The 25,380-nt window shown below is 51.3% G+C and carries 18 protein-coding genes and 1 pseudogene; 5 read left to right on the plus strand and 14 right to left on the minus strand.

Going from position 1 to position 25,380, the window contains the following annotated elements; all coding sequences use genetic code 11:
• Nucleotides 1-5: 5 nt before the first annotated feature.
• From D0Y50_RS14170 to D0Y50_RS14185, 4 genes are read right to left on the minus strand one after another with little or no spacing between them, the layout of a single operon-like run.
• Nucleotides 6-431: a response regulator gene (locus D0Y50_RS14170; protein WP_117317517.1), complete on the minus strand. Its 426-nt coding sequence runs from the start codon at nucleotides 429-431 to the stop codon at nucleotides 6-8.
• Nucleotides 421-2,340, minus strand: a complete 1,920-nt coding sequence (locus tag D0Y50_RS14175) for a response regulator (protein WP_117317519.1) — start codon at nucleotides 2,338-2,340, stop codon at nucleotides 421-423. Before D0Y50_RS14175 ends, D0Y50_RS14170 begins: the two co-directional genes overlap by 11 nt.
• Nucleotides 2,327-2,842, minus strand: coding sequence for a response regulator (locus D0Y50_RS14180; RefSeq protein WP_117317521.1), 516 nt, complete (start codon nucleotides 2,840-2,842; stop codon nucleotides 2,327-2,329). Before D0Y50_RS14180 ends, D0Y50_RS14175 begins: the two co-directional genes overlap by 14 nt.
• Nucleotides 2,839-4,350, minus strand: coding sequence for a PAS domain S-box protein (locus D0Y50_RS14185; protein ID WP_117318790.1), 1,512 nt, complete (start codon nucleotides 4,348-4,350; stop codon nucleotides 2,839-2,841). Before D0Y50_RS14185 ends, D0Y50_RS14180 begins: the two co-directional genes overlap by 4 nt.
• Nucleotides 4,351-4,443: 93 nt before the next feature.
• Between D0Y50_RS14185 and D0Y50_RS19570 the strand changes: the two genes are divergently transcribed.
• Complete coding sequence (locus D0Y50_RS19570; protein ID WP_170145521.1) at nucleotides 4,444-4,605, plus strand: hypothetical protein; 162 nt, start codon at nucleotides 4,444-4,446, stop codon at nucleotides 4,603-4,605.
• 259 nt (nucleotides 4,606-4,864) lie between these two features.
• Here the strand turns inward: D0Y50_RS19570 and D0Y50_RS14190 are convergent, their stop codons facing one another.
• A complete protein-coding gene (locus tag D0Y50_RS14190; protein WP_108565865.1) occupies nucleotides 4,865-5,164 on the minus strand; it encodes a PadR family transcriptional regulator in 300 nt (99 codons plus the stop codon).
• A 166-nt stretch (nucleotides 5,165-5,330) separates the two neighbouring features.
• Between D0Y50_RS14190 and D0Y50_RS14195 the strand changes: the two genes are divergently transcribed.
• The 3 genes and pseudogenes from D0Y50_RS14195 (at nucleotide 5,331) to D0Y50_RS19980 (ending at nucleotide 8,199) form a co-directional block, all read left to right on the plus strand.
• Complete coding sequence (locus D0Y50_RS14195) at nucleotides 5,331-6,572, plus strand: APC family permease (protein ID WP_117317523.1); 1,242 nt, start codon at nucleotides 5,331-5,333, stop codon at nucleotides 6,570-6,572.
• 253 nt (nucleotides 6,573-6,825) lie between these two features.
• Nucleotides 6,826-7,563 (plus strand): annotated as a pseudogene (locus D0Y50_RS19975) (DUF1593 domain-containing protein); the annotation flags it as partial.
• Nucleotides 7,564-7,866: 303 nt separating this feature from the next.
• Entirely contained in the window at nucleotides 7,867-8,199 is a 333-nt protein-coding gene (locus D0Y50_RS19980) for a hypothetical protein (RefSeq protein WP_332308390.1), read from the plus strand.
• Nucleotides 8,200-8,242: 43 nt separating this feature from the next.
• Here D0Y50_RS19980 and D0Y50_RS14205 read toward each other — a convergent pair whose 3' ends face one another.
• The gene (locus tag D0Y50_RS14205) at nucleotides 8,243-10,123 is read right to left on the minus strand and encodes a hypothetical protein (protein ID WP_108565862.1); all 1,881 of its coding nucleotides are present in this window, start codon (nucleotides 10,121-10,123) and stop codon (nucleotides 8,243-8,245) included.
• Between the two features lie 674 nt (nucleotides 10,124-10,797).
• Here D0Y50_RS14205 and D0Y50_RS14210 point away from each other — a divergent pair.
• The gene (locus tag D0Y50_RS14210) at nucleotides 10,798-11,454 is read left to right on the plus strand and encodes a nitroreductase family protein (protein WP_117317526.1); all 657 of its coding nucleotides are present in this window, start codon (nucleotides 10,798-10,800) and stop codon (nucleotides 11,452-11,454) included.
• Between the two features lie 1,292 nt (nucleotides 11,455-12,746).
• On the opposite strand, the gene D0Y50_RS14215 is transcribed toward D0Y50_RS14210, so the two are convergent.
• From D0Y50_RS14215 to D0Y50_RS14250, 8 genes are all read right to left on the minus strand, one after another.
• Entirely contained in the window at nucleotides 12,747-13,727 is a 981-nt protein-coding gene (locus D0Y50_RS14215) for a zinc-dependent alcohol dehydrogenase family protein (RefSeq protein WP_408640699.1), read from the minus strand.
• A 754-nt stretch (nucleotides 13,728-14,481) separates the two neighbouring features.
• Nucleotides 14,482-17,529, minus strand: coding sequence for an AAA family ATPase (locus D0Y50_RS14220; protein ID WP_117317531.1), 3,048 nt, complete (start codon nucleotides 17,527-17,529; stop codon nucleotides 14,482-14,484).
• 12 nt (nucleotides 17,530-17,541) lie between these two features.
• On the minus strand, nucleotides 17,542-18,720 hold the full coding sequence (locus D0Y50_RS14225) for an exonuclease SbcCD subunit D (protein ID WP_117317533.1): 1,179 nt from the start codon (nucleotides 18,718-18,720) through the stop codon (nucleotides 17,542-17,544).
• A gap of 285 nt (nucleotides 18,721-19,005) precedes the next feature.
• Entirely contained in the window at nucleotides 19,006-19,377 is a 372-nt protein-coding gene (locus D0Y50_RS14230) for a hypothetical protein (RefSeq protein WP_108565857.1), read from the minus strand.
• Between the two features lie 288 nt (nucleotides 19,378-19,665).
• On the minus strand, nucleotides 19,666-21,105 hold the full coding sequence (locus D0Y50_RS14235; RefSeq protein ID WP_117317535.1) for a PepSY-associated TM helix domain-containing protein: 1,440 nt from the start codon (nucleotides 21,103-21,105) through the stop codon (nucleotides 19,666-19,668).
• Nucleotides 21,106-21,120: 15 nt separating this feature from the next.
• Nucleotides 21,121-21,672, minus strand: coding sequence for a hypothetical protein (locus D0Y50_RS14240; RefSeq protein WP_117317537.1), 552 nt, complete (start codon nucleotides 21,670-21,672; stop codon nucleotides 21,121-21,123).
• A gap of 16 nt (nucleotides 21,673-21,688) precedes the next feature.
• Nucleotides 21,689-23,854 carry a TonB-dependent receptor gene (locus D0Y50_RS14245; protein WP_117317539.1) on the minus strand — a complete coding sequence of 722 codons (2,166 nt, stop codon included), beginning with the start codon at nucleotides 23,852-23,854 and terminating at the stop codon, nucleotides 21,689-21,691.
• 170 nt (nucleotides 23,855-24,024) lie between these two features.
• On the minus strand, nucleotides 24,025-24,954 hold the full coding sequence (locus D0Y50_RS14250) for a hypothetical protein (RefSeq protein WP_232366269.1): 930 nt from the start codon (nucleotides 24,952-24,954) through the stop codon (nucleotides 24,025-24,027).
• Nucleotides 24,955-25,380: the final 426 nt, after the last annotated feature.

The raw sequence follows: 25,380 nt of genomic DNA on the forward strand, positions 1-25,380 counted from the left end.
TATCATTATCCTTGTGCGGCAAAGTGAACCGTTTGCCAATACCCATTTAATACCTGGCAAATATCCAGAAAATGGCTGCCGGCCTGCTCTTTAACAAAGTACCCTGCGACGTTGTGCTGGTAACTTCTGATAATGTCACGCTCATCACTTGACGTGGTTAAAATAAACACCACGGCGTCAGCCAGGCCGGCATCGGCTCTTATTGAGCTAAGTAATTCCAGGCCGCTTAATTTTGGTCGTTTTAAGTCCAGTAATATTACAAAAGGATATGCCACGGCCTTATTTTGCAGCATGGTGAGCGCTTGCTGTCCATTCGTGGCACGTACCAATGGATTGGTAATTCGGGTTTTGGCAAAACTGCGCTTGATGGTCATAAAGTCCACATCATCGTCTTCAACCACAAAGACGGTTACCTGATCGTTAAATACCATTGCCGTTCTCCCGGGCGGCGCCCTCAGTTGTGCTATAAGGCCAGAAAATAGAAAAGTGAACACCATCGGCGCAATTGTTTAAGCAAATATGTCCCTGATAATGTTCGACGACTTTCTTGACCACGGCCAGCCCCATACCACTGCCTTCTACTTCGTCTCTGGGGCGTAGGGTCTGAAACATATTGAATACCTTGTGGTGGTACTGCGCGGCAATACCCGGGCCGTCGTCTTTGTATTCCAACTGATAACCACCAGGCGCCTGGTTCAATAACAATCGAATATGCCCTTTACCGGTATCGTGGTGCTTAATAGTGTTACTGAGCAGGTTCACCAATACAATTTGCAGTCCGATACGCGGCATCACCACTTCTACCTGCGGTACATGCACGGTGAAATTCGCATGTCCATCATTTATCTGATGCACGTCAGCTACCATATCGTGCAGCTGTATGGTTTCAGGAGCGGTAAGCCGGCTGCCAATGCGTGAGTATTCAAGTAAGTCTTCGAGTAACCTAGCCATACGCTCTGCCCGGCTATTAATCAGGCTGAAATACTCTTGAACCTCCGCCGGCAACTGCTCGCGATAATCATCGTGAATCCAACTTACCAATTTACGTATGCCATTTAAGGGCGACTTCAGATCATGAGAAGCAATATAGGCAAATTCTTCCAGGTCAGCGTTCGACTTTTGTAACTGGCTTATCAGGGCTTCACGTTCGGTGACATCGCTGGCAATACCCATTAAGAAGTGCTGGCCGTCTTCATCGGTGAAGCGTTTTTTCTGGGTAAACAGGGTGCGTTGCTCACCATTGGGAAACAGAATGGTTTCGTTGGTCTCATGCTTACCGTGTTTAAAGGCCAGGCAATCATTTTCTAAAAAAGCGCGGGCGTCTTCTTCGGTATAATCTTCTACGGTAGTATAGCCAATGATCTTGTCTTTTGATTTATCCGGGTACAGAGCGATAAACTGCGCATTTGCCCGCAGCAATTTGAAGTTTTCATCTTTCACAAAGAAATAGCCCGGCATAATATCCAGTACCATATCTAAAAAAGCGTTAGTTTTGTTTAGCTCTCGGTTTTTGGTTTCCAGTTCGTGTTCTTTGGCGGCCAAGGCGTTTTCCAGCCGCTTCAGCGAAACCGCTTCACGAATATTGCGATGCAGCAATTCGGGGCTGAATTGCGCTTTAACCATGTAATTTTCAGCGCCGCGCTTTATCGACTCTACGGCAATGGTTTCGCTGCCCTGCCCGGTCAGGATAATGACCGGCAAATGCGGCCGTAGCATAAGAATACGGTTCAGAACATCCAGCCCGTTGGCACCGGGTAAGCAATAGTCCAGTAACACACAATCGGGCGGGCGCATATCAATGACTTTGAGCGCCGCCTGGCCGCTGTTGACGTGGGAAAACCGATAGCCGGGGTCAAGTTTACTTAAGCCACGGATATAAAACTCCACATCGTCTTCGTTATCATCCACAACCAGTACATCATATTCTTCTTTGCCCGGCGCCGCGCTATTTACGTCATTATTTTTGCCGGCAATAGCGTCGCAAATCAGCTGGTGCAGTTTTTCCGAAGACATTGCCCCTTTATTAATATAGTCCTGTGCGCCCTGTTTTATCAGGCGGGCAGCGATTGCCTGGTCAACCTGGCCGGTCAATACAATAATGGGGGTGGCAGGGCAACAACTGGCTAACCGGATATACAGCTCCATGCCTGATATACCCGGAAAATTATAGTCGGTTAAAATACAATCATAACGCTTGGCGGCGGCAGCCCGAATTCCCTCTTCTGAGGTGTACGCTAAATCAATCTCATATTGCCAGCCAGATTGTTTACGCAGCGCGCGCGTCACCAGCATAATGTCGTCAGGGTTATAATCAATCAGCAACAACCTACGCGCGCGCATTATGCACCTCTGCCGTTGCGGGTAATAGCGCTACCCCAAACCAGTATGCCTTCATTGCGCGTATTGCCGTGTTGAGCGCTTCAAAGTTGACCGGCTTATGTATAAAGGTACTGGCGCCCAATGCATAGCATTCCTGCACGTCCCGGGCATCATTGGAAGTAGACAATACAATAACCGGAATACTGCGTAAGCGGTCATGTTGTTTAATCAGGCGCAATAGCGCCCGGCCATCCATGCCGGGTAAATTCAAATCAAGCAGAATTAACGTGGGTGGCGGTATCAGGCCGGTGGCAGGTTGAGGCGCCGCCGGGCTACCTCCGTCGGCTGCCGCTACTGACCTAGCGTACTTGCCCTCGCCGAGTAAATAATCTTTAGCGTCGTGACCCGACTGGCACCACTGCACTGGATTATTCAGCTGATTTTTTTGCATGCTGCGATAGGTTGCTTCGTAATCGTCGGGGTTATCATCCACCAGCAAAATAACCCCCAGCGGTTTACTCATGTCTGATGCTCCATTTTCAGGGTAAAGTAAAAACAGGTGCCTTCACCAGGCGTAGAGTTCAGCCAGATAGCACCACCGTGGCGCTCGACGATTTTTTTGACAAAGGTCAAGCCCACGCCGGTGCCCCGCATGGTGTCATCTTCTTCGTTCAAGCGTTTAAATATACGGAAAATATCTGTGTGGAATTCGGCGCTGATGCCCATACCGTTGTCTTTAACATAAAAGGTTTGCGGTTCTGCTTTACCCGTGGCCGGGCATAATGTTTCGCATACCCCGATTTCCACAGTTTTATGGGCTTTGTTGTTGTACTTCAGTGCGTTAGAGATAAGATTTCTGAATAACTCATTGGTGCGTGGTACATCACACACAATCGTAGGCATTATCTGTGGCCGCAAAAAGGTAATGGTGCCGTCTATGGCTTCGGTTTCAAACATCGCCAGAATGCTGTCTATCATAGGGTCCAGCGCGGTGGCCTCTACGGCTAGCGCCTGGCGGCCCAGGCGTGAATAATACAGCAGCGTATCTACCAGTTTTTCCATTCGCTCGCATAAAAATCGCATACGCATAATGCGCCGCGTGCCAGCTTCACCCAGCAGTTCAGCAAAGTCTTCATGTAAGAAAAGCGCATTGTTTGCTAGCCCGCGCAACGGCTCTTTTAAATCGTGGGAAGCGATATAGGCAAACTGATCTAACTCTTCGTTACTGATTTGCAGCTTTTTAACAAAACTCTGGATGGCGTCTTCGGCTTGCTTGCGCTGGGAAATATCGCGAATAGTACTGACCAGTATCCGCTCATGTTCAAATACCATGTCATTTACCCCAACCTCCATAGCAAAGATTTCCCCGTTTTTACGTTGCGCCATAATTTCGCGGCCTTTGCCTACCACTGGCTCCGCGCTTTGGTGTAGATAGTGCTGTAAGTACTCAGCACGGCGTGAGCGATAAGGTTCAGGCATCAGCGCATTGATTTTTAGCCCGATAACTTCGTGCTCGTGGTAGCCAAACATTTGCTGAGCAGCATAGTTAAAACTGCGTATCACGCCACTTTCGGTCATAGTGACCAGCCCGTCTAACACCGTATTCATCAGGGTATCGACATATTTTAAAGAGGCTTTTAACGCGGCTTCACGGGCTTTTCTTTCACTGATATCTTTGATGGTGCCTAAAAAATAGCGCTGGTCTTCAAGTACCATTTCATTAACTGACGCTTCCATCGGAAACGTATTGCCATCTTTGCGGCGGGCTTCAATTTCTCGTCCTTGGCCGATAATTTTTTTATCGCCGGTGGTCAGGTAGTTCGTAAGATATTGATGGTGGTGGGTATGGTAGGGTTCAGGCATTAGCAGGTTTATTTTTTGGCCCACGACCTCCTGTTCGCTATAGCCAAAAATACGCTCTGCAGCTGGGTTAAACGACACGATTGTGCCGTGTTGATCGATAATAATAAATCCATCGATCACTGTTGCCAGAACAGTGGAGAGTACGCCATCCGTGATTGCCCTGGCCATTTGAGATTCTACTCCAAGCTGGCGGCCCATCGGCCAGCAGTACGCTAATACAATTTATAACGTAGACGGTGTTTTTGGGTTCTGGCAACTTTTATGGCAATTTATTTACCCGTACACAAGAAAAGTGAGCTAACCAGCCGTGCCAACTATCCCACCAAAAAGGCAGAAAAAGGCGAAAAAAAAGGCCGCGATAGTATTACTGAAGGTACATTAACAGGCCATACTGAAACAGGCGGCTATTGCTACCTGCTTTAACGCTGCCATATCAGGGTACCAGCGCGGCAGGTAATATCGGCGCTATTTGTTGTGCCCGGCGTACCAGGCTTACTCTGCAGGCTTTGTGTACTTTGCGCTCACGTGTTTCCAGGCCCACTGTCCATGCTAGGCTTCTGCGGCACCCCACGCTGCGTTGCCGCACCACCCGATATTGATATACTGCGTCGATATTGTCGGCGCGCAGCTGCCGGCACCTGCAATGCGTTATACCCATATCTATGACAAATAGGCACTGCGGTCAGGCGAACAATTCACCAAACAGCTCTTTGACCTTCTCTTTCGCCTCGATGAGGGCCGTATGCCCCGCGTCGGTACAGCGATAGTATTTGCGTATTTTGCCGGCGACCTCGCGTTGCTCGCAGCACAAATAGCCCTTTTTTTGCAGCCGATGTAACAACGGGTACAAGGTACCAGGGCTTATTTTATAACCATGCCGGGCCAGCTCTTCCATCATCCCGGCGCCATAAATCGCTTCGTGTGCCGCATGATGCAAAATGTGCAGGCGAATCAGCCCCGCGTATAATTCTTTGTCTTTCATAAGTCACCTGAAGTCCCTGCGGACCTTTCGCTAAACCTTACCCACACCAGATATCGAAAACCGATATTGGGAATGGATATTGGCGCTTAATATTATATAATCTATCTATTCTACGCTAGCGTGGGGTGGCTTAGCACACGCTACATTTATAAGGTTATGCTCGTTTATGAATACCCGTTTGCTGCAAACTGTGGGCTTACCTGGCGCGCTGGTTATCGGGCTGGGCTCTATACTTGGTACCGGCGTGTACGTCAGTATCGGCCTGAGTTATCAACTGGCAGCGGGCGGCCTGCTTACCGCCATTGCCATGGCAGCTATGACAGCCCTGTTTAATGGCTTAAGTGCTGCTCAGTTAGCCGCCAGCCACCCGGTCAGCGGCGGGACCTATGAATATGGCTATCATTATTTGTCGCCGTTCGCCGGGTTTGTGGCTGGCAGCTTGTTTGTGCTGGCAAAATCAGCCTCTGCTGCTACGGCCGCCGCGGCGGTTGGCTGGGCCATAGCGAACTGGCTGGGAGCCGGACCAATAGTCGCAAAAGTAACGGGATGTTTATTGCTTATTGGCATCACCGCTATTATTTTACAGGGCGTACGGCGCTCCAATATTATCAATGCCCTGTTGGTGACTATCAGCCTCGCCGGGCTTGCAGGGTTTGTTGTGTGGGGGCTTACCACCACCGACCGTACTGCTACCCCAGTGGTACTGAACTCCTCCACGGTGATCGAAGCTGCTGCTCTCATGTTTGTCGCCTTCACCGGTTACGGCCGCATTGCCACCATGGGCGAAGAAGTTAAACAGCCCAACCGCACTATTCCACAAGCCATAGTCATTACCCTGGCGGTGACCGCACTGATTTATATGTTGGTAGGTTATGCCCTGATGCAGCTGATCCCACCCCAGCAAATAGACGCGGCCCGGTTTAATTTGGCGCAGGCGGTAAATGCCCCGGCAATCGGCACCCTGGTCGCGGTGTGCGCTGTAGCTGCCATGATCAGTGTGGTGCTGAACCTGGTATTGGGTGTGTCCCGGGTGATCCTGGCGACGGGTCGACGTGCCGATTTACCGGCCGCCACGGCCAGGCTTAACGCCAGCGCCGATAGTGCCCCCGTGGCGAGCTGGGTAGCGTGCCTGATAATGTTAGTTATTGTGTTATTGGCTGATGTTAAACAGGCCTGGACGCTAAGCGCTTTCACGGTTTTGGTTTACTACAGCATAACCAATCTGGCAGCGCTCAAAGTCCCCCTAGGGCAGCGCTTTATACCGCGTTGGGTAAGTGTGCTGGGGTTATTGAGTTGCCTGGGCTTAAGTATCTTTGTTCCCACTTTACTTTTGCTTTACGGCTTTACCGCCATTGCGGTCCTGTTTGCCGGCCACCGATATTGGCGAGCTTCGCGGTCCAGCACATAGCGTTTATTTGTAGGTTAATTTTGATTAAAGCAAAACCATAAATAGTAACGGCTGGGCGGCCACGCCTTGTGTTTACATAGCCAGTTAAGACCTGATCAAATACGTATCATTACGAGACCTGAATATGACCATAGCTGTCCTGTCCCGCTCTTTGTTATGCCCCTTATTACTCCCTTTTTACCGGCCAGTATGGCGCGCAGTAACGCTGCTGCTTAGCATGCTTTTATCAGCCTTCGTAAGTGCCCAACCTAGCATGCAGCCACCGCCAGCGGCCAGATTAATAGTATTAAGCGATATTGAAGCCGACCCTGACGATGCACAAACCCTGATTCGGTTGCTGCTATACGCCAATGAAATTGATATTGAAGGCCTGATTGCCACTACCTCGGTGCACTAGAAAGACCGCATCGCCCCTGAAACCATGCATCAGATTATTGAGGCTTACGGCGCCGTACAACCAAACCTGACAAAGCACGCCCCAGGCTACCCCGCCGCCGCCTTTTTACACGAACGGGTGGCTGCCGGTGTTGCCGCCTACGGGATGCAGGGGCTTGCCAACCAACCTTTGTCGGACGGGGCAAAGCTGATTATTGAGGCGTTGGAAAAAGACGATGAGCGACCGTTGTGGATCAGCGTGTGGGGCGGTGCCAACACCCTGGCCCAGGCTCTGCAGCATTTACAGGCAAGGGTTACCGCGAAAACCCTGGCGGCTTACATTAGTAAACTGCGGGTATACACAATTTCTGACCAGGACGACAGCGGCCATTGGCTACGCAGCGAATTTGCCAACCTGTTCTATATTGTTAGCCCGGGTGGCTACAACGCCGCCACCTGGACAGGTATTAATACCGTGGTGGAAGGTATAGATAATACTACCATCAGTAATGCCTGGCTTAGCCAACATATTCAGCAGGATCATGGCCCGATGGGAGCACTGTACCCCGATGTGGCCTATGGTATGGAAGGCGATACTCCGGCCTGGTTAAATTTAATTCCCAATGGACTGAGCTGGCCTGAACAGCCCGCCTGGGGTGGTTGGGGCGGACGCTATACACATTATCAGCCAAAACTAAGTGATATTGCCCCAGACGGCTTTACCGGCGGTGTGCCTGTGCTACCGGAGCCGCGAGCCATATGGACTAACGCTATTGATACCGTGTATCCGCTAAACGCGGCTGAGTTTGGCCGTAGTCTGGTGCCGGACACCAACGCCATTAAGGGTTTTCGTGCCACCTTGTGGCGTTGGCGCGACGCATTTCAACATGACTTCGCGGCCCGCATGGACTGGACAATAATGCCATATGCGCAAGCAAATCATCCGCCAGTACCTGGCTTAAAGCACGCGGCGCAGTTGCAGGTAAAAAGCGGGGAATATTTTGCGCTGGATGCCCGGGACAGTAGTGACCCGGATGGCGATAGTCTGCAGTATTACTGGTTTAATTACGCAGAGCCAGGCACCCTGCCCAATCACCCGGTAGATATCGGGGCGGCCAATATCAGCCGGGTGAATGTGAAAGCGCCGGCGGTAACCAGCCAGCAAACACTCCATTTTATTGTAGCGGTACGGGATCGGGGCACGCCAGCCTTAACCCGTTATGCCCGGGTTATCGTTACCGTCATGCCCTAGCCGTACCTTGCGAAGCCGCCAAAGCGTAGGGCTTACGCACGGTTTACGACGATGACGTATCCGGATTGTTACGCAGGTAACCCGCGGCTTCTTCTTGCTCTTTAAGCGTTATTTTATCCTGCGTAGCATTACTGTCATGGGCGCGGGTCTGGCTATTGACCTGATGGATAACGCCGGCACTTTGTAAATCAGCTTCATTGGTAATTGAGGCTATTGATTCGCGCGCCTTTAAGAAGTCTTTTATCTCCCCCACAATGGCTTTCAGTTCACTGTCGTTTTTGTTCATCCCCATAATAAAGCGCGGGGTTTCCAGGTTACTTACCCCACTGGTAGCAAAAATAGAGCTATGTATTTTTGAGGTAATGATCCACGGCGTAATAGAACTTCTGACCAAGACATTTTCTGACCGGGTAGAGTCGTGAATAGACATGCCGGTAGAAAAGCGCGATTCGTTAAAGGTACCTTCTGCTTTCAGGTACATTAAGAGTGACTCGAAATTTAATTCTCCCCAGAATAGGTGCGAGGCATTATTTAACATCCGGCCGGCAGCACTGAAGGTAAGCCAGGCAAACAGATAAAACAGGATATCACTAGCCTGGGCAATCAGCGTTTGGGCGCGCGTCTGGTCAATACGGCCGCTATCAAAACCGGATGTCGATTGGCTTAACATGCTGATACCTTCAGCAATAGCAATACCCAGTTGGTAAAATAGAACAAAGCCAAGCAGTACACATATCTGGGCTAACCCACTGGGCAACAGCTTCTTCGCTTTCGTCGGGGAATGGTCGTTATCAGCTAACACTGGCTGGGTTTCTATTAATAGCTCGCCGTTGAAACTACCCTTGCCATCGGCTTGTTCTTTTAATACTGGGTCCAGCTCTCGGTACAACCGGTTAGGGATCTCCTTGTAGCGACGGTTAGCCAGTACTATGTTTTCCAGGTTAATGAAAATCTCGTTTGGGTGCACCGACTCCTGTAAATTTTCACGGTATTCGCTTACCTCGGTTTGCGGGGTGATATTTTTCATACGCTGAATCAAACAGGGCATGATGCCCGCTACCACAATAATCAGGGCCAGCAGGAGTAGACCAAAATTCGCGCCTGCACTAAAAACCTGATAAGACGCCATCATTGTAGACAACTCATCCACTGAGACAGGGATGAGGCTATCAAGGACAAACCCGGCAAACACTGGCACCAGGATAGACATCACCACCACCGCGGTTACCGATATGCCCGACGCTTTATCGAGTTGGGTTTTGGTATGGGTTTGCATAGCCGCACCGGCCGCCGCCCATAACCGAATAAGGTATACCAGCAGCACTACAGACAGCAATGGTAACGCCACTAGCCGGGCTTTTTCGCCCGCCAGGCCGGTAGAAACGACAAACCAGACAATAGCGAAAGAAATTAATGCAGTGATCAGGCTGATGGCTAAGCTGCCCAGTTCCTGCGCCATATTACGCAGCGGGTAAGGCAAAAAAGTCAGGTTGGGAAATACAGAATGCAGTAGCCGGGCTACCCATCCTTTGGGTTCTTTAAAGGTGGTATTTTTGCGCCCCATTAACATGGCGTGCAGGCTATCATCAGTATACAGCAAGGCTTTTTGCTCGGCCTGGGCCGCCTCTTGCTCTGAACGAGAACGGTTATATGCCAGCGATACCGGTACCGAGCGTCCTACAAAATAGCGGAACAGCTGAAAAATACCTTTGCCCAAATGAGTGAAGCCAGCGGCAACCAGAATAAAACCTAATACAGCATAGGTATACGCCAGAACCGCATTTTGAGGCAAGGTGGCAGCCACTTTTAACAAGGGATACAAGCCACCGGCCACCAATAGCGCGCCAGTTACAGTGCGTAATTTACCTTCGGTTTTGAAGGGGTTAGAAATACCCAGGGTCTGGGAACCAAAATCATATGCCATGCAATAATGTCCTTAAAATGGCGCTAAGTGGTAACAGCGGGCTGATTTACTTTTATATTGTAATGATAAACCTGCGAACACCCACATCCATACAATGCAGTAAAACGAAGGTAAGTGTATGACTGTCAGTAGCTTAGTATCAATACCCTTGGGTGTATTAATCACAATATTTACGGTATCCCCCTTTGCCGGTAAGCGGCCCTACCCCAGGAAGTCCCTCATATTAGGTGACCAGGGCTGTGGTTTACCGTGATAAAGCACGACGCATGCTAGCCTCTCCTGTCGTTATTTCATCCTGGCCAGTGTTTGCTGAATAGCTAGTATCAGGGGCTGGCCGGCAGCCGATATACTCAGATGCGGTAACTGTTTTGCCGCCTGGCCTATTATGCGGTTTTGTTGTTATCCGGTCTGTTCCTGTCTGTGATACTACGCCAACATAACTGCTGCATACGGTAAGCGCACAGTGGCGCTGACGGTATACCAGGCTTGCAGCCAATTATAAAAATCATCCTGCCTTAACCCTTTAAAATCACCGAATTATAAATATAAAAATGATAATGATTCCTTGTTATCAGGGTTTTTCTATAGGGCATTTTAGCCTACTTTGTGCGCTGTCTATATTGTCGGTTTAACTGCCTGGCAGTTGCCCACCACCACCCCTGCGAGGACTTTTTATGCCCCATGCTATTATTAATGACCTGGCGTCACGCTACACGGCCAAACGATACGATCCAACCCGCAAGATAAGCGCTGCTGATTTAGCCGTTATTTATCAAGCGCTGCAATTGTCGCCGTCCTCTATAAACTCACAACCCTGGAAGTTTATTGTAGTATCCAGTGATGAGGCCAAGGCGCGCTTGCATGACACCTTTGCTAGCCAGTTTCAGTTCAACCAACCTCATGCTAAAGCGGCGTCACAAACCATTTTATTCGCCTATAACCCTTATTATACCCGTACGCACTACGGCGCGGTGGTTGATCAGCAAATCAGTGATGGACGGGCCAGTCCAGCAGAGCGCGACCAACAATTCGGCGCATTTGGTTTTGTTGATTTGAACACTGATGAAAACGGCTATAACGGTAACTGGACGAAAGCCCAGACTTACCTGGCGCTGGGTAACCTGATGCACGTACTGGCCCGCCTGGGGATTGACTCTACCCCGATGGAAGGGGTTGATAAAACCCGCATTGGCGAGCTCTTCGCACCAGAACTCAATGGGTACGTGTGTGAAGTAGCTCTGGCGATTGGCTATCATCATCCTGATGAAGATTACAATGCCAGCCTGCCGAAATCCCGCTTGCCGATAGAACAGGTTGTTAGCGTGATCTAAACCCTTTGCTACCCCGCCCGGCTGCGGTTCGGGCGGGCCGTGAGAATAATGCTGCATGCCGACGCCCCGGCTTAGCAACGGTTTTACCGCCCAGCGTATCGCGTCAGGGATAGTGCGCTAAGGATATAGCGTCAGGGATAGTGCGCGAACGGTAATGAGCGAAGGCGAATACGCCGGCCACATCACGCTGGCTCCGGTGGCGGTTTATCCGTACCAGCAACGCCCTGTCGCTAGCCCGGTTAAACCGCCATAGCTGGCGCAACGTTGCGCATTTTCAGCCGGGCTGAGCGTGTATCACGTTAGCTTACCGCCCCCGCACGCGCCGATTTTATCTACCCTGATTTTGCCTACCCTGATTCTCTCAGCCCTGATTCTACCCAAGCGGGTCACGCCAGCCGAATAACGCCCTTGTAAATAACGTATGCCTAGAAAATGGCGCGCAGACAGCGGTAAGTAGTTACGGACGGCTAACGCGGCTCACAGTTTTCACTGACAATAAGCCCAGCGGGTTATTGCTACGCGGCAATGAGGGCGTAACTCAAAACGCTGGCCGTTAGCACGTAGCCAATAGCCCCGCAGGCCGTGAACTAAACTCGCGTAAACACAGGCTTATTTAGCCAAGTCACACTGTAGCACGCTGATTGCCTTGGTTTGTGGCTTGAAAGTTTACGCCCCACGGGTTGCCCGTGGCTAATGCCGGAGGGTTAGCGCTCAGTGTGACGGTGAGGAGTGTTACGGTGAGGAGCCTGACGGGCTTAAGCGCCATACAACAAACAGGGGCACAAGCAATAGTGGACAGATACGGGTGGCCAGGTCATCTTCACCCAGGCTTTACGGGTGGGCCCTGGGGGCTGGCCAGGCACGAACCTTTAGTGAGGACAGACGCCTGGTAAAAGCACATAGTTGACGGCTGCCTTACCTATTAGCCTATTGCCACGCGCTGCCGGTTAGCCTACCCGCCGGTAGTTACCGTAGGCCGCCATTGTCATAGCCTGCCGAAACCAGGCTTTCGCCTGAAGTTTAGGTACAAAACCTGATTACTTCCGACGCTAATTTACCGCCATTTAGGTTGCCGTGGCGCTGGTCACCAAGGCGGTTGTTAACGATAGTCCCGTAGCACCGCGGGCTTGGGCTAAGGTTTAGTACTGCGTAAAATAGCCGTTCACCAGGTGGTGAAGGACAGCTTTTAGCTACACAATAGAACATAACCAACAACACCGCCTGATAGGCGGTGTTGTTAGGGTGGCTGGCATGTGCTTTACGCGAAACTCAAAGGCCTACCAAAAGTATTTTTAGTTGATATCAATCACTACCTTGCCCATACCTTTGCCGCTTTGTAAGCGGGCATGCGCAGCGCCTACGTCGGCCAGCGAAAATTGTTCGCTATCGAGCACGGGGGTGAGCGCACCACTGCCAATTATCTTCGCCAGTTCGCTAAGAATTTCGCCATGCTCGGCCCGGTGAAAGTCATGCAGCATAGGGATTAGCATAAACACCACATGTAGCGATAAGCCTTTAAAGTGCACTGTCGATAGGTCCATTTCCAGTAGCGATACCGTGGAAGACACCTGACCGTTTAAGCGCGCCGCTTCAAATGAGTTTTGCATATTAGCGCCGCCCACTGTATCGAACACGATATCAAAGCCTTCACCGTTGGTATGTTTTTGCACATAATCTTCAACTGATTCAGTGCGGTAGTTGATAGGGGTAGCGCCTAGTTTTTCAATCAGGGCTAATTGTTGCTCGCCGCCGCCGGTAGAATAAACAGTGGCACCATAATAGCGCGCCAGCTGCACAGCAACGTGGCCTACGCCACCTGAACCACCATGAACCAATACTTTGTCGCCCTGCTTGATACCTGCACGGTGTAATCCTTCATACGCGGTAATGGCAACCAAAGGTAAAGCGGCTGCTTCACGCATAGTCAGACCCGCAGGTTTGATCGCCACTAAACGGGCATCGGCCACTATATACTGGGCCAAGGTGCCGGGTAAATCGGCTAAACCACCCGCACAGCCGTACACTTCATCGCCCACATTGAATTGTGTGACGCCTTCACCTACCTCGGTCACCGTGCCGGCAAAGTCCATTCCAAGGGTAGCCGGTAAGGCCGGCGATAAGGGCAAATCGCTTCCCATATTACGGATCATGGTATCTACCGTATTAACGCTGGTCGCGGCAATGCTCACCAGGATATGGCCAGGTTTGACTGCCGGGGTGGGTACGTCAGTTTCAATAAATTGCGCGTTTTCGCCATACGAAGTCAGTTGCATTGTTTTCATAATAGACACCAGTGAAATGAATGAAGCGTAAGCATAGCGGTAGAACAAACCGATGATAATAGACGTTAATACGCAATCAGTTTCAATATTATAAATATAATTACATCATTTTTTGGAAGATTACATTCACAAGTGAATATAAGAAGTCGATAATTTGTGCAGTGTGATTACTTTTCCCGCACGGCGTAAGAAGCCAGTAGTCTGGTGTTGCCGGCAAGCCCTATCGGTAATCATACAAGCCGATGAAACAGGATATGGCTAATGTGCGCGACGGTATCACAGCGGTGTGATATTGGCATTATTCGTTGGTTGTTACCGGGCCACCACGTCAGCGGTAACATAGCTTATACCCGAGCGAATACCTAAGTGGATACGCCAGCTTATACATCAGCCCGGCAAGGCCCGGGTCTGATAAAAATAAATCAGGCATATTTACCGTAACGCAGCCGCACGAATTCATTCAAACACACAGGTTTACAGTAAAGTGGCACAGACGACATTACGTACAATAAATAGGGGTAGGCCGTTTATCGCCGCTTGCCGGAAAAAAGCTAAAGATAAGCCCGGCGTCGGGGCGGCCGAATAAAGTAACCGATGCCACGCCGGCTTACTGTAGTGGGCCCCCCGCTTACGCCGCCCGGGCCTGAGGACGCAGGCTCTTTCTGCGCTTCCCGGGACTGAGGGCTCGACCACGATCTGGTGCAGTCTAGCGCCCAGATTCACCCGTCTGCGGCACCGCAGCCGGTTAGCTCATGGTGCCGATAACCGATACCGTTGACCCATGCCGTGAAGGCTGTACATCGATGCGCTGTGCCATCTGCTCTTTTAGCTCCGATACATGGGAAATAACGCCAATCATGCGCCCATGTTGTTGCAGGTCAACCAATGTCTGTACGGCTAAATCCAGCGATTCAGGGTCCAGGCTGCCAAAACCTTCGTCAATAAATAACGTATCCAACCGGATCCCGCCGCTGTACGACTGCACCACATCCGACAAGCCCAATGCCAGCGCCAACGCAGCCATAAATGACTCGCCGCCGGATAACGTCGCCACATCCCGGGTGCCGCTGGTATAGCTGTCTTCTACCGACAAGTCTAATCCCCGCCCCGCCGCGCCTTTAAACCCTGCGGTTTTACGTACCAGCCGGTAGCGGCCTTTGCTCATCAGGCTCAATCGTCCGGAGGCCTGAATAAGTACATCATCCAGCAATACCCCTAACACAAACCGGTGCAAACTTATCCGGCTGCCGGTTTTTCCGCTCGTGACATCATACAGCGTGCCATAAATCCGGTAGGCCTGTTCCAGCTCGCGGTTTTTAGTATGTAAGGCGCTAATATCGGTTGCCGCTTTGTGCAAACGTTGATACAGGGCATGGGTATTATCTAACGTATCACGTAGCTGGGCATGCTGTTGCTCTGTGGTTGCAAGCTGCGCCGAGATAGCGCTAATGTCTGGCGGGCTTTGCTGCTGTAGCGCCGCTTCAAGGTCCTGCACGGTTTGCGCTAATTTAAGCCGGGTTTGCTGATAGTCGGCAATGTGCTGTTGCCATTGGTCAATGTGCGGCTCGTGGGCCAGCGCCTCGGTAAATGCTTGCTGGGTAGCAAACCGGCTGGCATCGAGTGTTTGCTGCCAGGTTTCTTCAGCCTGCTTAGCCTGAGCGGTGGCCTGAGTCAGATACTGTTGGCTACTTGCCAATTCTCCCTGGTATTGCGATAGAGCCCGGACAGCCTGTTGCTCGTTATCCATTGCGTGTTGGACAGCTTGGTTCATCTCGCTTATCTGGGCTTTGACCTGTGCTATTTGCGCATCGACGGCGGCATCATCCTGGTATTCACTGGCGATTTTTTTACTTAATGCATGGTATTGCTGCTGATACTGGACCAGTTCTGTATTGTTAGTCACCTGGGTATCACGCAGTTCACTGATAGTGGCGTCACCGTTTTTGCAACGCTGTTTTAGCGCAGTAAGACTGTCCTCCAGCGTAGTTAAGTCTATTGCTTTTATACTGGCTAGCCGTGCTTGCAAGTCAGTCAGCTGTTGCTGTAAATCGGCTAATGAGCAGGTGCCCTGTTCGCCTATTTCATCGGCCAGTTCGGTGTACTGCTGCTTGAGCTGCGCTAATTCGTGCCGATGTTGCGCTAACGTACTATGCGCGGCACTGGCTTTGTCGGCTAACTGCTGAGCCTGCTGTCTGGCTTTTTGCACCTGCACGCGACTCACCGGATCACCGGTAAAACTGGCCGGTGCCGGGTGTTCCTGGCTACCACATACCGGGCATGGTTGTGCCGATTCCAGTTTTGCCGCCAATGCCGCCGCCTGGCTACTGTGCCAGTGCAGCTCCAGCTGGTCCGCCTGCCGGCCCGCACTCTGGCTTTGCGCCGCGCTATCCTCTGTCTGTTGCTGGCTGGCCATGGTCTGTTTAGTACACTGGGCTATCCGCGTATCCAGCTCAGTTAAGCGGCGTGCGTCTTTAATCAGTCGTTCGCTTTGGTGAATTTGGCCGTTTACTTCCCCCAGCCGGGCGGTCTCCTGGCGGGCCTGTTCCAGGGCCTGGGTTGCCTGGGTGGTTTTGTCTTCCAGGGCCTGTCTGACGTGTTGGTATTTATCCAGGTTTTGCTGATGGGTAAGTTGGGCCGCTTCACAGCGCTTAATATGTTGCGCGGTGGCCTGGCGTTCCTGCAATTGCTGCTTAACTTGCTCTAACTGATATTGTTGCGCGGTTAAGCTGTCAATTTGTTCCGCGCGCTGGCGAGCCTGCCCTAAGGCTTCTTCAGCAGTATGGTGCTGCGTTTTAGCCGCGTCGAGCTGTTGTTGCAGCTGGCTGACTTTATCCGTTAGCGCGTGTTGTTGTTGCGCACTTTGCTGCCATTGATCATAGTGGTTGCGAATACGCCGGGCATCAAGCGCACTTTCCAGTAAGGTAGCCTGCTGGTTGATGCTGTCTTCACTTTGTAAATGGGCGTGAAGCGAGGCCTGGGCTTGCGCTTTGCGACTAAACTGCGCATTAAGGGTTTGCGCTTGCTGTAAACGGGCGCGTAACTGCTGTACGGTGCTGGCGGCCTGCTGCTCTGCCACCCGGGCCTGTTCCAGGGCCACAGCTTGCTGATTCACCGCGGCTTGCAGGGCTTTTTCATCTGTTTCGCCAGCCACTTGTAAAGCGCCGCGAATTTGGTTATCAAACTCGTTCTTGGATTTGCTTATCTGGGCGGCTTGTTCTTTTAACGCATATTCAATTTGTTTATATATATCGGTTTGAAATAGCTGTCCAAAAATATCTTCACGTTCTTTTGAACTGGCCAGTAACAGCTCGCGAAACTTGCCCTGGGGCAATACCATCACCTGCCGAAACTGGGTTTCGCTTAAACCAATAAGAGTAGTGATCTGAGCTTTTACCTCACTGGTTTTGCTGGTCAGCAAGGTGTCTGCTTCGGTGATTCGATATAAACTGGCTTTGTGTTTGCTTAGCGTAAACCCTTCGCCCCGCGCTTTGGGCACTTGTTGCTCGGGTGAACGGGCCACCCGGTAACGTTGTTGATGCAGCGAAAACTCCAGCACAACTTCGGTCGCCAGCTCTGCAGCAGCCAGCTCGCACCGCATCTGCGCACCGTCACGTTCATTGCCGGTGGTTTCACCATAAAGGGCATAACATAAAGCATCTAAAATAGAGGTTTTACCCGACCCCGTCGGCCCATTAATTAGAAACAGCGGGTTACTACCTAATTGGGTAAAATCGATGGTCTGGCTGCCAGCAAACGGCCCGAACGCCTGCATCTTCAGGTTAAGCGGTTTCATGCATTGCTCCTGCTAGTCAGCGTTATCGGCCGGATGGCCGGTTAACTGGCCAATAATACGTTGCATCGCCTGATGCTGGTCCTGGGTTAGCTCACTACCCTGCGCTTCTTTAAAAAAATCACTAAACATTTCGGCTTCGCCCCGGGCCAGCCTGGCCCGGGCCATATCCTGCTCAATCCCAATCAGCATGCCAGGCTTTTCCAGATGCAATACGTTCGGATAAACCTCACGTAATTTTTCCATCGGGTTTAAGATAGCGTGCTGGTCGTGCAAGCGTACCAGCAGATAATCGTCTGGGCAGGGGTCGGTGCGCCCAGCTTCGATAATAGCCTCCAACTCCCCTTCAATAATGCGCATTTGGTGCGGCGCGCTAAAGCCAATGTGTGTGGCGCTGGCGAAACCCTGTTCATCCAGGGTGACCAGCGTCACACCTTTTTGTTGGTGCTGTTCACCAAAGCTGTATTTCATCAGCGAACCACTGTAGCGAATATACGTCTCCCCTTTTTGCTGAGGTTGATGCAAATGGCCCAAGGCAACATAGTCAAAACCGGTAAAGTGTTGGTGACTGACCCGGTCCGAGCCGCCTATCGATAGCGGGCGCTCCGAGTCTGACTCGATGGCCCCGTCCACAAAGCAATGACTGATTAATACGGTTTTAGGAATGGGCTGGTCAGCCCGCTGGGAATAGGCGGCGTGGTGATGGGTTAAAATGGTGTCAGCCAGTAGTTGATGCGCCTCGTCATGGCTGGCGACCGGCTTATTAAAAGCATGGCGCACCTGTTCAGGATCATTGTAAGGCATACCATAAAAGGCCACCTCGCCGGCTTGCTTGGTGGTGATCACTACCGGCGTTAGCATATCGTCAAAATTACTAATAATGTGTAACCCGGCATTTTTCATCTGGTTGGCACCAAAGCCCAGGCGCTGGGCGCCGTCATGATTGCCCGAGATAAATATCATCGGGGTCGCTAAGGTTTCACATATCTGGGTAATAACCCAGTTCAACAGTTCAATAGCCGCAGTGGGCGGTACCGAACGGTCATAAATATCGCCCGCCACAATAACTGCATCGACCGGGTTATTGCGGATATATTCAATTAGCTGCTCAAGTACGGCTTGCTGGTCGTTAAGTAACGACACATTGTGAAACTGGCGTCCAAGGTGCCAGTCAGAGGTATGAATAAACTTCATTGGTATCGGTATCGGTTGCTAGGTGTTCAGGCCAGAACACGGAATAACGCAACCATACCTATGCCGGGCTGGGGGTTCAATTGGTTGTTACAAAGAATTCATTGTGAGGGCCCATCGGGCGAATGGGTAAAGATGTGAGGAACGGCCGTACGCTACTGCTGGCCATGCTAATAATCTAGCAAAACGGAAAAGCACGGGGCGCTGTGTTTGCACTTAATCACAGCGCCCCCGCATCAAAAAGGCAGGTTCGGCGCAATAGCATAGCTAACCTTACCCATTACACCACTAACTGGTTCGCCGGGCACCTTGTTGGGCCAGCTGCAAATCAATTTCAGCGGTAATGCGTTTCATCTCGATTGACATGGTTTCGCTGATATAACCCACTTTTTCCGGTCGTCGGAAATGTTCTTGCTGCTTTTGTGCGGTTTGGCAACGATGCGCAATGGTTAAGTATTGCTCAAGCTTTTCAGGTTTGGTGCTATCCCGCTGCAAAGCCTTTTTAAGACGCTCCTGAAAGCGACGTACGCCTTCTTCATCGTCCATTGCGTACAGTTCGTTATACAGTACGCGGGCCAGTTTGTTCTGCGACCACCCGACAGAAGCACTAATATCTTTAAGCTGCCGCTGTAGTTCCCGGGTTTCCAATTTTGTCCCCATTTTGTTTTTCCCTATCCCTATTACCTGCTTAGTATCCTGGTAAAGGATATAAAAGATAAAAATTATGGCTGTTTCAGTGAAACCAGGAAAAACACAACTGTTTACCTGACGTTGTTGAAACAGATTGAGGGAGCTGCCAATAGTGCATTGATGGCGAATACGCGGAACACTCCCAACCTCAGGTTAAGAGTATCTGCTATTTATGCGGTTAATTCGGTTTGTTTTCAGATACCCGCGTATTTACACAAAGTGCCGGTGGACAAAAACATTCAGGGCCAGCCTGGCGCTTTACCCACGATTTGCTACAGGCACGGCAGCCAGGCTTCGCCAATAGCCGCCCAGCAGTAGCGCTATAACCACCCACCCCACGTTGATAAACCCGGCCATAGGGTCGGTATACGCCAGGTCAAAACGCAGCCAATGAACCGCCGCCATAAGCAGTATAGTCAGCGCGCTGGCGGCTACCAGCTGGCGGCGCACTTGGGCCGGGTTGCGCTTTATTGCGCTATACACCGCCAGCAGCGCGAGCATTGCCCAGAAGGCCCCAGTCACCGCCACAAACCCGGTCCAATGCAACAAGGCCGCACAGGCAAAGGCAACCGGGGTGCCCCATACTACCGCCACCCAATAGTCGTTCACTACATCTGTTTGGTGGCGTTTGCGCAGCCATAAATTAATGCCGCTGATGGTAATTACCGTTAACGCAAACCCCAGCCCAATATAAACCAGTAACACCAAGGGCCCGCCAAAATGGCCAAAGTGCAGCCGGTAGACCGAAAAAATGGCTTCCTGCCCTGGCTCGCCCCCAGCGAACCCCACTTTGTCGAGGTAATTTCCCATTGCATCAAAACGATACTGCTCAGAGTAAATAAACTTGTCGTGATGGCGGGCTCCCATGAGTAAATACTGATCGTCCTGCCCGGCTTTTTCAAAGGTGATAAACAGGGGCTGGGCAGACGGTGCCTGTTGATGTAACTGGCGGAAGGCTTCGGGTAAATCGAGTTTACCGTTATACGCAGGGGCAGCCGGAACGCCGCCGTAGACATCGGCAAATAATGCCATTTGATCGCCTTCGTATAACACCTCGGCGTAATATTTATTCAGCGGCCCGGCTAAGCCAAAATAGGCGCCGGTCAGGGCAATCATCAAATAAAACGGCAACCCCCATACGCTCAGCCGATTATGTAAGTCAGCATCACTTTGTACCGGGTTGCCCTGGCGACGCAACCGAAAGGCATCTTTTAAGATTCGGCGATGCGCGACGATCCCGGATATAATAAGCCCGGTAAGCATGACACCTAATACGCTAACCACTAACTCCCCAATACTGTGCGGTAAGTGTAACTCTGCGTGTAGCTCAGCAATAAAGTCGGTTACCGGATGGCTTTTGGGAGTACCCAGCGTCCCTTGTTCCGTAATGAACCAGGCTTGGCCGTTAGCACTAAGGTAGGCCTTTGGGACGTCCGGGGTGGGTAAGCGCATAGTCACCAGGCCGGTGAACGAATCGTGTTCACTGAGTAGCTGTTCATAGGCCTTTTGTAGCATTGCCGGGTCATAGCTAACCCCAGGGGCTATCTGTGGTTGCTCCCAGCGGGTAAGGTCGGGCGCTAATACCGCAAGCGTGCCCGATAAACACACCCAGTACATGAATACGGCTACCAGTAGCCCCAGCCAACTATGGCTGCCCATGGCCTGCTTACTGGCAGCCTTTGAAACAGAAAATGTCATGAATAAGCCAATTAGTTATAAATACAGGAGGGAGTAACAAACGGCGCCGAGCATAGCAAGGCAGGCTGGCGGCCGCCAGCGTTTGGTATCGGCCATAGCCCAATAGGCCAGCGCGCCCCACCATAACGGCATAAGATAAACGCCCAGCGCAATAATATTGACTGAGGCCCAGGGCAAATGGCGGGTAACCGCCACGGTACTAAGCATACTCACCATGCCCGCCAGTGGTAATACAACAATAGCACTGAGCAGGTGTTTTCCTGTTGCGCGCACTATAGGTGCAGCAGGCACGGCCACGCGCGGCCTGGGTTTAAGGTTGATTGCGGGCCGTATGTCACGCTGTAAATAGGTCATTAGCAGCGCGCAGCAAATAACGGTTAAAACCCAATAGGCCAGCGCAAAACGCCAGCCATACGCGGTATGCCATAGCCAGGGGCTAAGTGCTATACATGCCCAACCAACAGGTTTGTACCATTGTTGCACCCGGCGTAACCGGCCCCGCCAGCCCGCCAACAATATGCCCAGCCCAACGCTGGTTAACAGCAGCGCCGCCAATATCCCTACCATGTCATCCTCGTGTTAGTTAAAAACGCACTGAAGCAGAGACTTTCACCGTGCGGGGATCACTTAATACCAGATAGTTAGACCCAGGGAAACCACCAACCGAAGCCCAGTAATGGTTATCGAAGACATTTTCGATACGAGCGCGCACATCAATTTCGGTATCGTCGATGGCGAAGGTATACCGGGCGCCCAAATCCAGACGGTGCGAAGAGGCCACCTCATACAGGTTTGCCGCATCAGCATACTGCGCCGCCGTATAAATACCCCGGGCATCCAGGGTAAGGCCGGGTAACGCGGTCACATCCCACTCGGCATTAATATTAAGCTGTAGATCAGGAACGCCTACTACATCCAGGCCATCATAGGTGCCATCCTGCGTGCGGCTTTGTTCGGCATCCACATAAGTCAGCCCGCCCAACAAGCGCAGATCCTCTGTAACCATTCCAAAAACCGATAATTCAATACCGCGATTTTGCTGTTCACCATCACTGGTAAAACGTTCGTCAATGACTAGCGAGGTTGGCTTACTGGTGGCGTACATGCTTAACGAGCCGCCAAGTTTACCCGCATCATACTTGACCCCCGCTTCAATCTGTTTACTATGGTACGGTTCAAATACTTCGCCGGCATTTTCCAAGGCGACCCCCCCAGATTGGGCTGGCGCCACGTCTCCGGCTATCAGGCCTTCAATATAGTTTGCATACAGCGACCAGTTTTGCTGCGGCTTAACTACCAGCCCCACGGCAGGCGTAATCCGTGATTCGTCATAACCGGAAAGCTGCGCCTGGCTGTTATAATCAAAACTACTGGTTTCAATGGTTTGAAAGCGAGCACCGACGGTCAGTAAGACTCGCTCGTCAAACATTGCCATGCTATCGGCAAGCGCCACGCTTTGGTTATCATTCGTTAGCGTAACAGTCGGATTGGCCAGCTCCCCGCCCACAAAAAAGTCAGCTGCGGGTTGTTCGGCCGTGACCGGCTGGTACAGGTTACCGGCAAATCCGGCGAAGGAAGAAAAGGCATATGCATTTTTTGAATCAGCTGAAAATATTGAAGCTGACAGAACCAGGTTATGCTGTACCGACCCGGCGACGACCTTGCTGCTGATGCCCGCTTCATACGAGCGTACATTGTCTTGGCGTGTATTATCAAAACGATAAGCAGAAAATTCACCGCTCTGGCTGGCGCTGGGGTTAGCCAGGACATTGTCTTCCTCACCGCTACGAAAACCGGAAGCAAGCCAGACCGTAGTGGTTTGGTTGATATCATATTCACCGCGTAAGGCACCGAACAACTGTTGCTCATCAGTATACGTCCAGCTTTGGGCAAAATTGGTATCCGCCTCGGGGGCCGCAGGTATAGCTGAAAGCGGTGTTACACTAGGGCGCGGAGCGTCAATATGATGATCCTGATAGCCCAGGTCGGCAGAAAGCCGTAATGTTTCACTTTGATAATCCAGACCAATGGACATAACCGAAACGCTGCGATCCTGGTCATTGACCGCTGTTTCGCCATCACGCTCCACCAGGTTAACCCGCACCCCGGTGCTCTCGCTTTCATCGCCAAACCGGCGCGCAACATCCGCCGCCACATAGCCGTGGCCCTGGCCTTCGAAGCCGACACTAAGGCGGTTCAATGGCGCTGTGTCGGCGCGTTTGGGTACCACGTTAATTAAGCCACCCAGACCACTGCCGCCAGGTGCTGCGCCATTCAAAAACGTATTCGCACCACGAAATACTTCAACCCGCTCCAGTAGCTCGGCCGCCACATATTGGCGAGGCAAAATACCATACAAGCCGTTGTAGGTCATATCGTCCGAATACACCGGAAAACCGCGCAACACATAGACTTCTTGGAAATTACCAAAGCCCCGGGCCACCCTGACTACCGGATCGTTTTGCAGTACGTCCCCCACACTTTTTGATTGCTGTTGACGCACCAGTTCTTCGGTAAAGTTGGTCGCCGTAAAGGGTGAGTCCATGAAGTCCAGGTTACCTAAAATTCCGGCGCGGCCGCCTCGGGCTACCTGCCCTCCAGCAAATTCATCATTTAATGTTACCTGCGAGCCCGTTACCTCTACCCGCTCAATCTGGTCACTGTCAGTCGCTTCCTGCTGAGCGGCTGCAAAGGTGGTTAATAATGCGCTGGCAATAGCCGCGGCTGAGGCGCGTAAGCGGTACGTCATAAAAGCTCCGAACGGTAACATGATTGTTATTATTTAAGCGCGCATGATAATCATTCTTATTTGTAAAAACAAGATAAACTTCCTCTTATACATAGGGTGGCAATTGCAGAAAAGCAGCCTGCAATACCGGCTACAGCCCGCTTTACGCTACCAAAACCCACTTAAAAAAACTATAAGGGGGCTTTCACTTCAGCAGGTAGCGCCAGGTTAATGCCCGCGCTAAGGTAGATCTCGTCATAGCGCACTCCTCCGTTACCGTAAGGGGCTTCAGCAGGGCCTGTATTGGCAATTGTAATAAAATAACCCAGCGGTTGGGCGCGCTGCATTCTAAACAGCCCACCAGAGTACACTTTTTGTTGATGGCTGAATTCGCCACCGCGCATATATACATCGAAGGTTTGGCCGCCCGCCTGCGCCGGTCTGTTGTTAATGACCACCCAAATAGCGTACCAGGTACCGGGTACTAACGGGTCAGCTTGCCCGTTTTCAGCTCCACCAATGCGCGCATAGTTTTTGTGCCCGGTAGACACCATTAGCGTACCGTTATTAATACTACCGTCGGATTCAGGTTTGTCGGTTATCCTTAACATCGGCTCGAAAGCATCATAGTTTGCAGTATCAATTTGCACAGGGTGGAGGTTGCTTAGCCCAAATGAATGGTTATTTGGGAACGCCTCTACATTGATACGTAAAAATAATGTACTTACCTGCCCCACCTTTACCGCTGTAGGTAGCGCGCGATAACTTAGGGCCTTGCGGTTGCCCGTAACCCCATCCTGCGCCGCTTTTTTCAGATAATGACGACAACAACCCGCTTCGCTCACAATAGTGGCAACCTGGGGCTGGGCAATATAAGGGCTGGTTTGGTTATCGACATCACGAATGTACCATTGCGCCAAAGCGTCGGGCTGCTCAAAGTTATCTACTACCCGCCATGAATTTGCGTTCTGGTGCGGCTGTTTTTCCCCAGGTACGTCGACGGAATTAACGCCACAGCCTGCCAGGGCCGCCATAGCCAATATTATGCCGGCGACCAGGTACATTGCGCGCAGCCGTATATGCTGTGCTAAACCATTACTCTGTGGGATCTTATCTTTCATAAATGCTTTCCTTTGCCAAACATGAAGTGGGTGAAATAGCCATGCGCTACACGCCTATCATTATACTGCCACGCTATAAACGCTAGCGAATTTACCGCACGATTTTGTTACTTAGCGGGGCTTAATACACTGTTAACAACCGTGACGCTTATTGTTGCAGTGCACTTACACAAGTCGGGCTTTGACAGCCCTACCCCGCCAGCACGATAGGTGCCCTGGCAGCAAGTAAGGTATTGAGCCAGACAGAACCACCGACATAACAGTATGGTAATTGAAATACCCGGGGCGCAATGGTTAAAAAGCGGGGCTTAGCGCGGGCTAAAATATTGTTCTAAAAAGCTTGTGGGCGACTATTTTTACCATAACAAGGTTAACCCGTTCTTGCTCTATCTGGCGAGACACCTTCATCTAACAACAGAAACTTTG

Source organism: Salinimonas sediminis (assembly GCF_003429285.1).
Lineage (GTDB): Bacteria > Pseudomonadota > Gammaproteobacteria > Enterobacterales > Alteromonadaceae > Alteromonas > Alteromonas indica.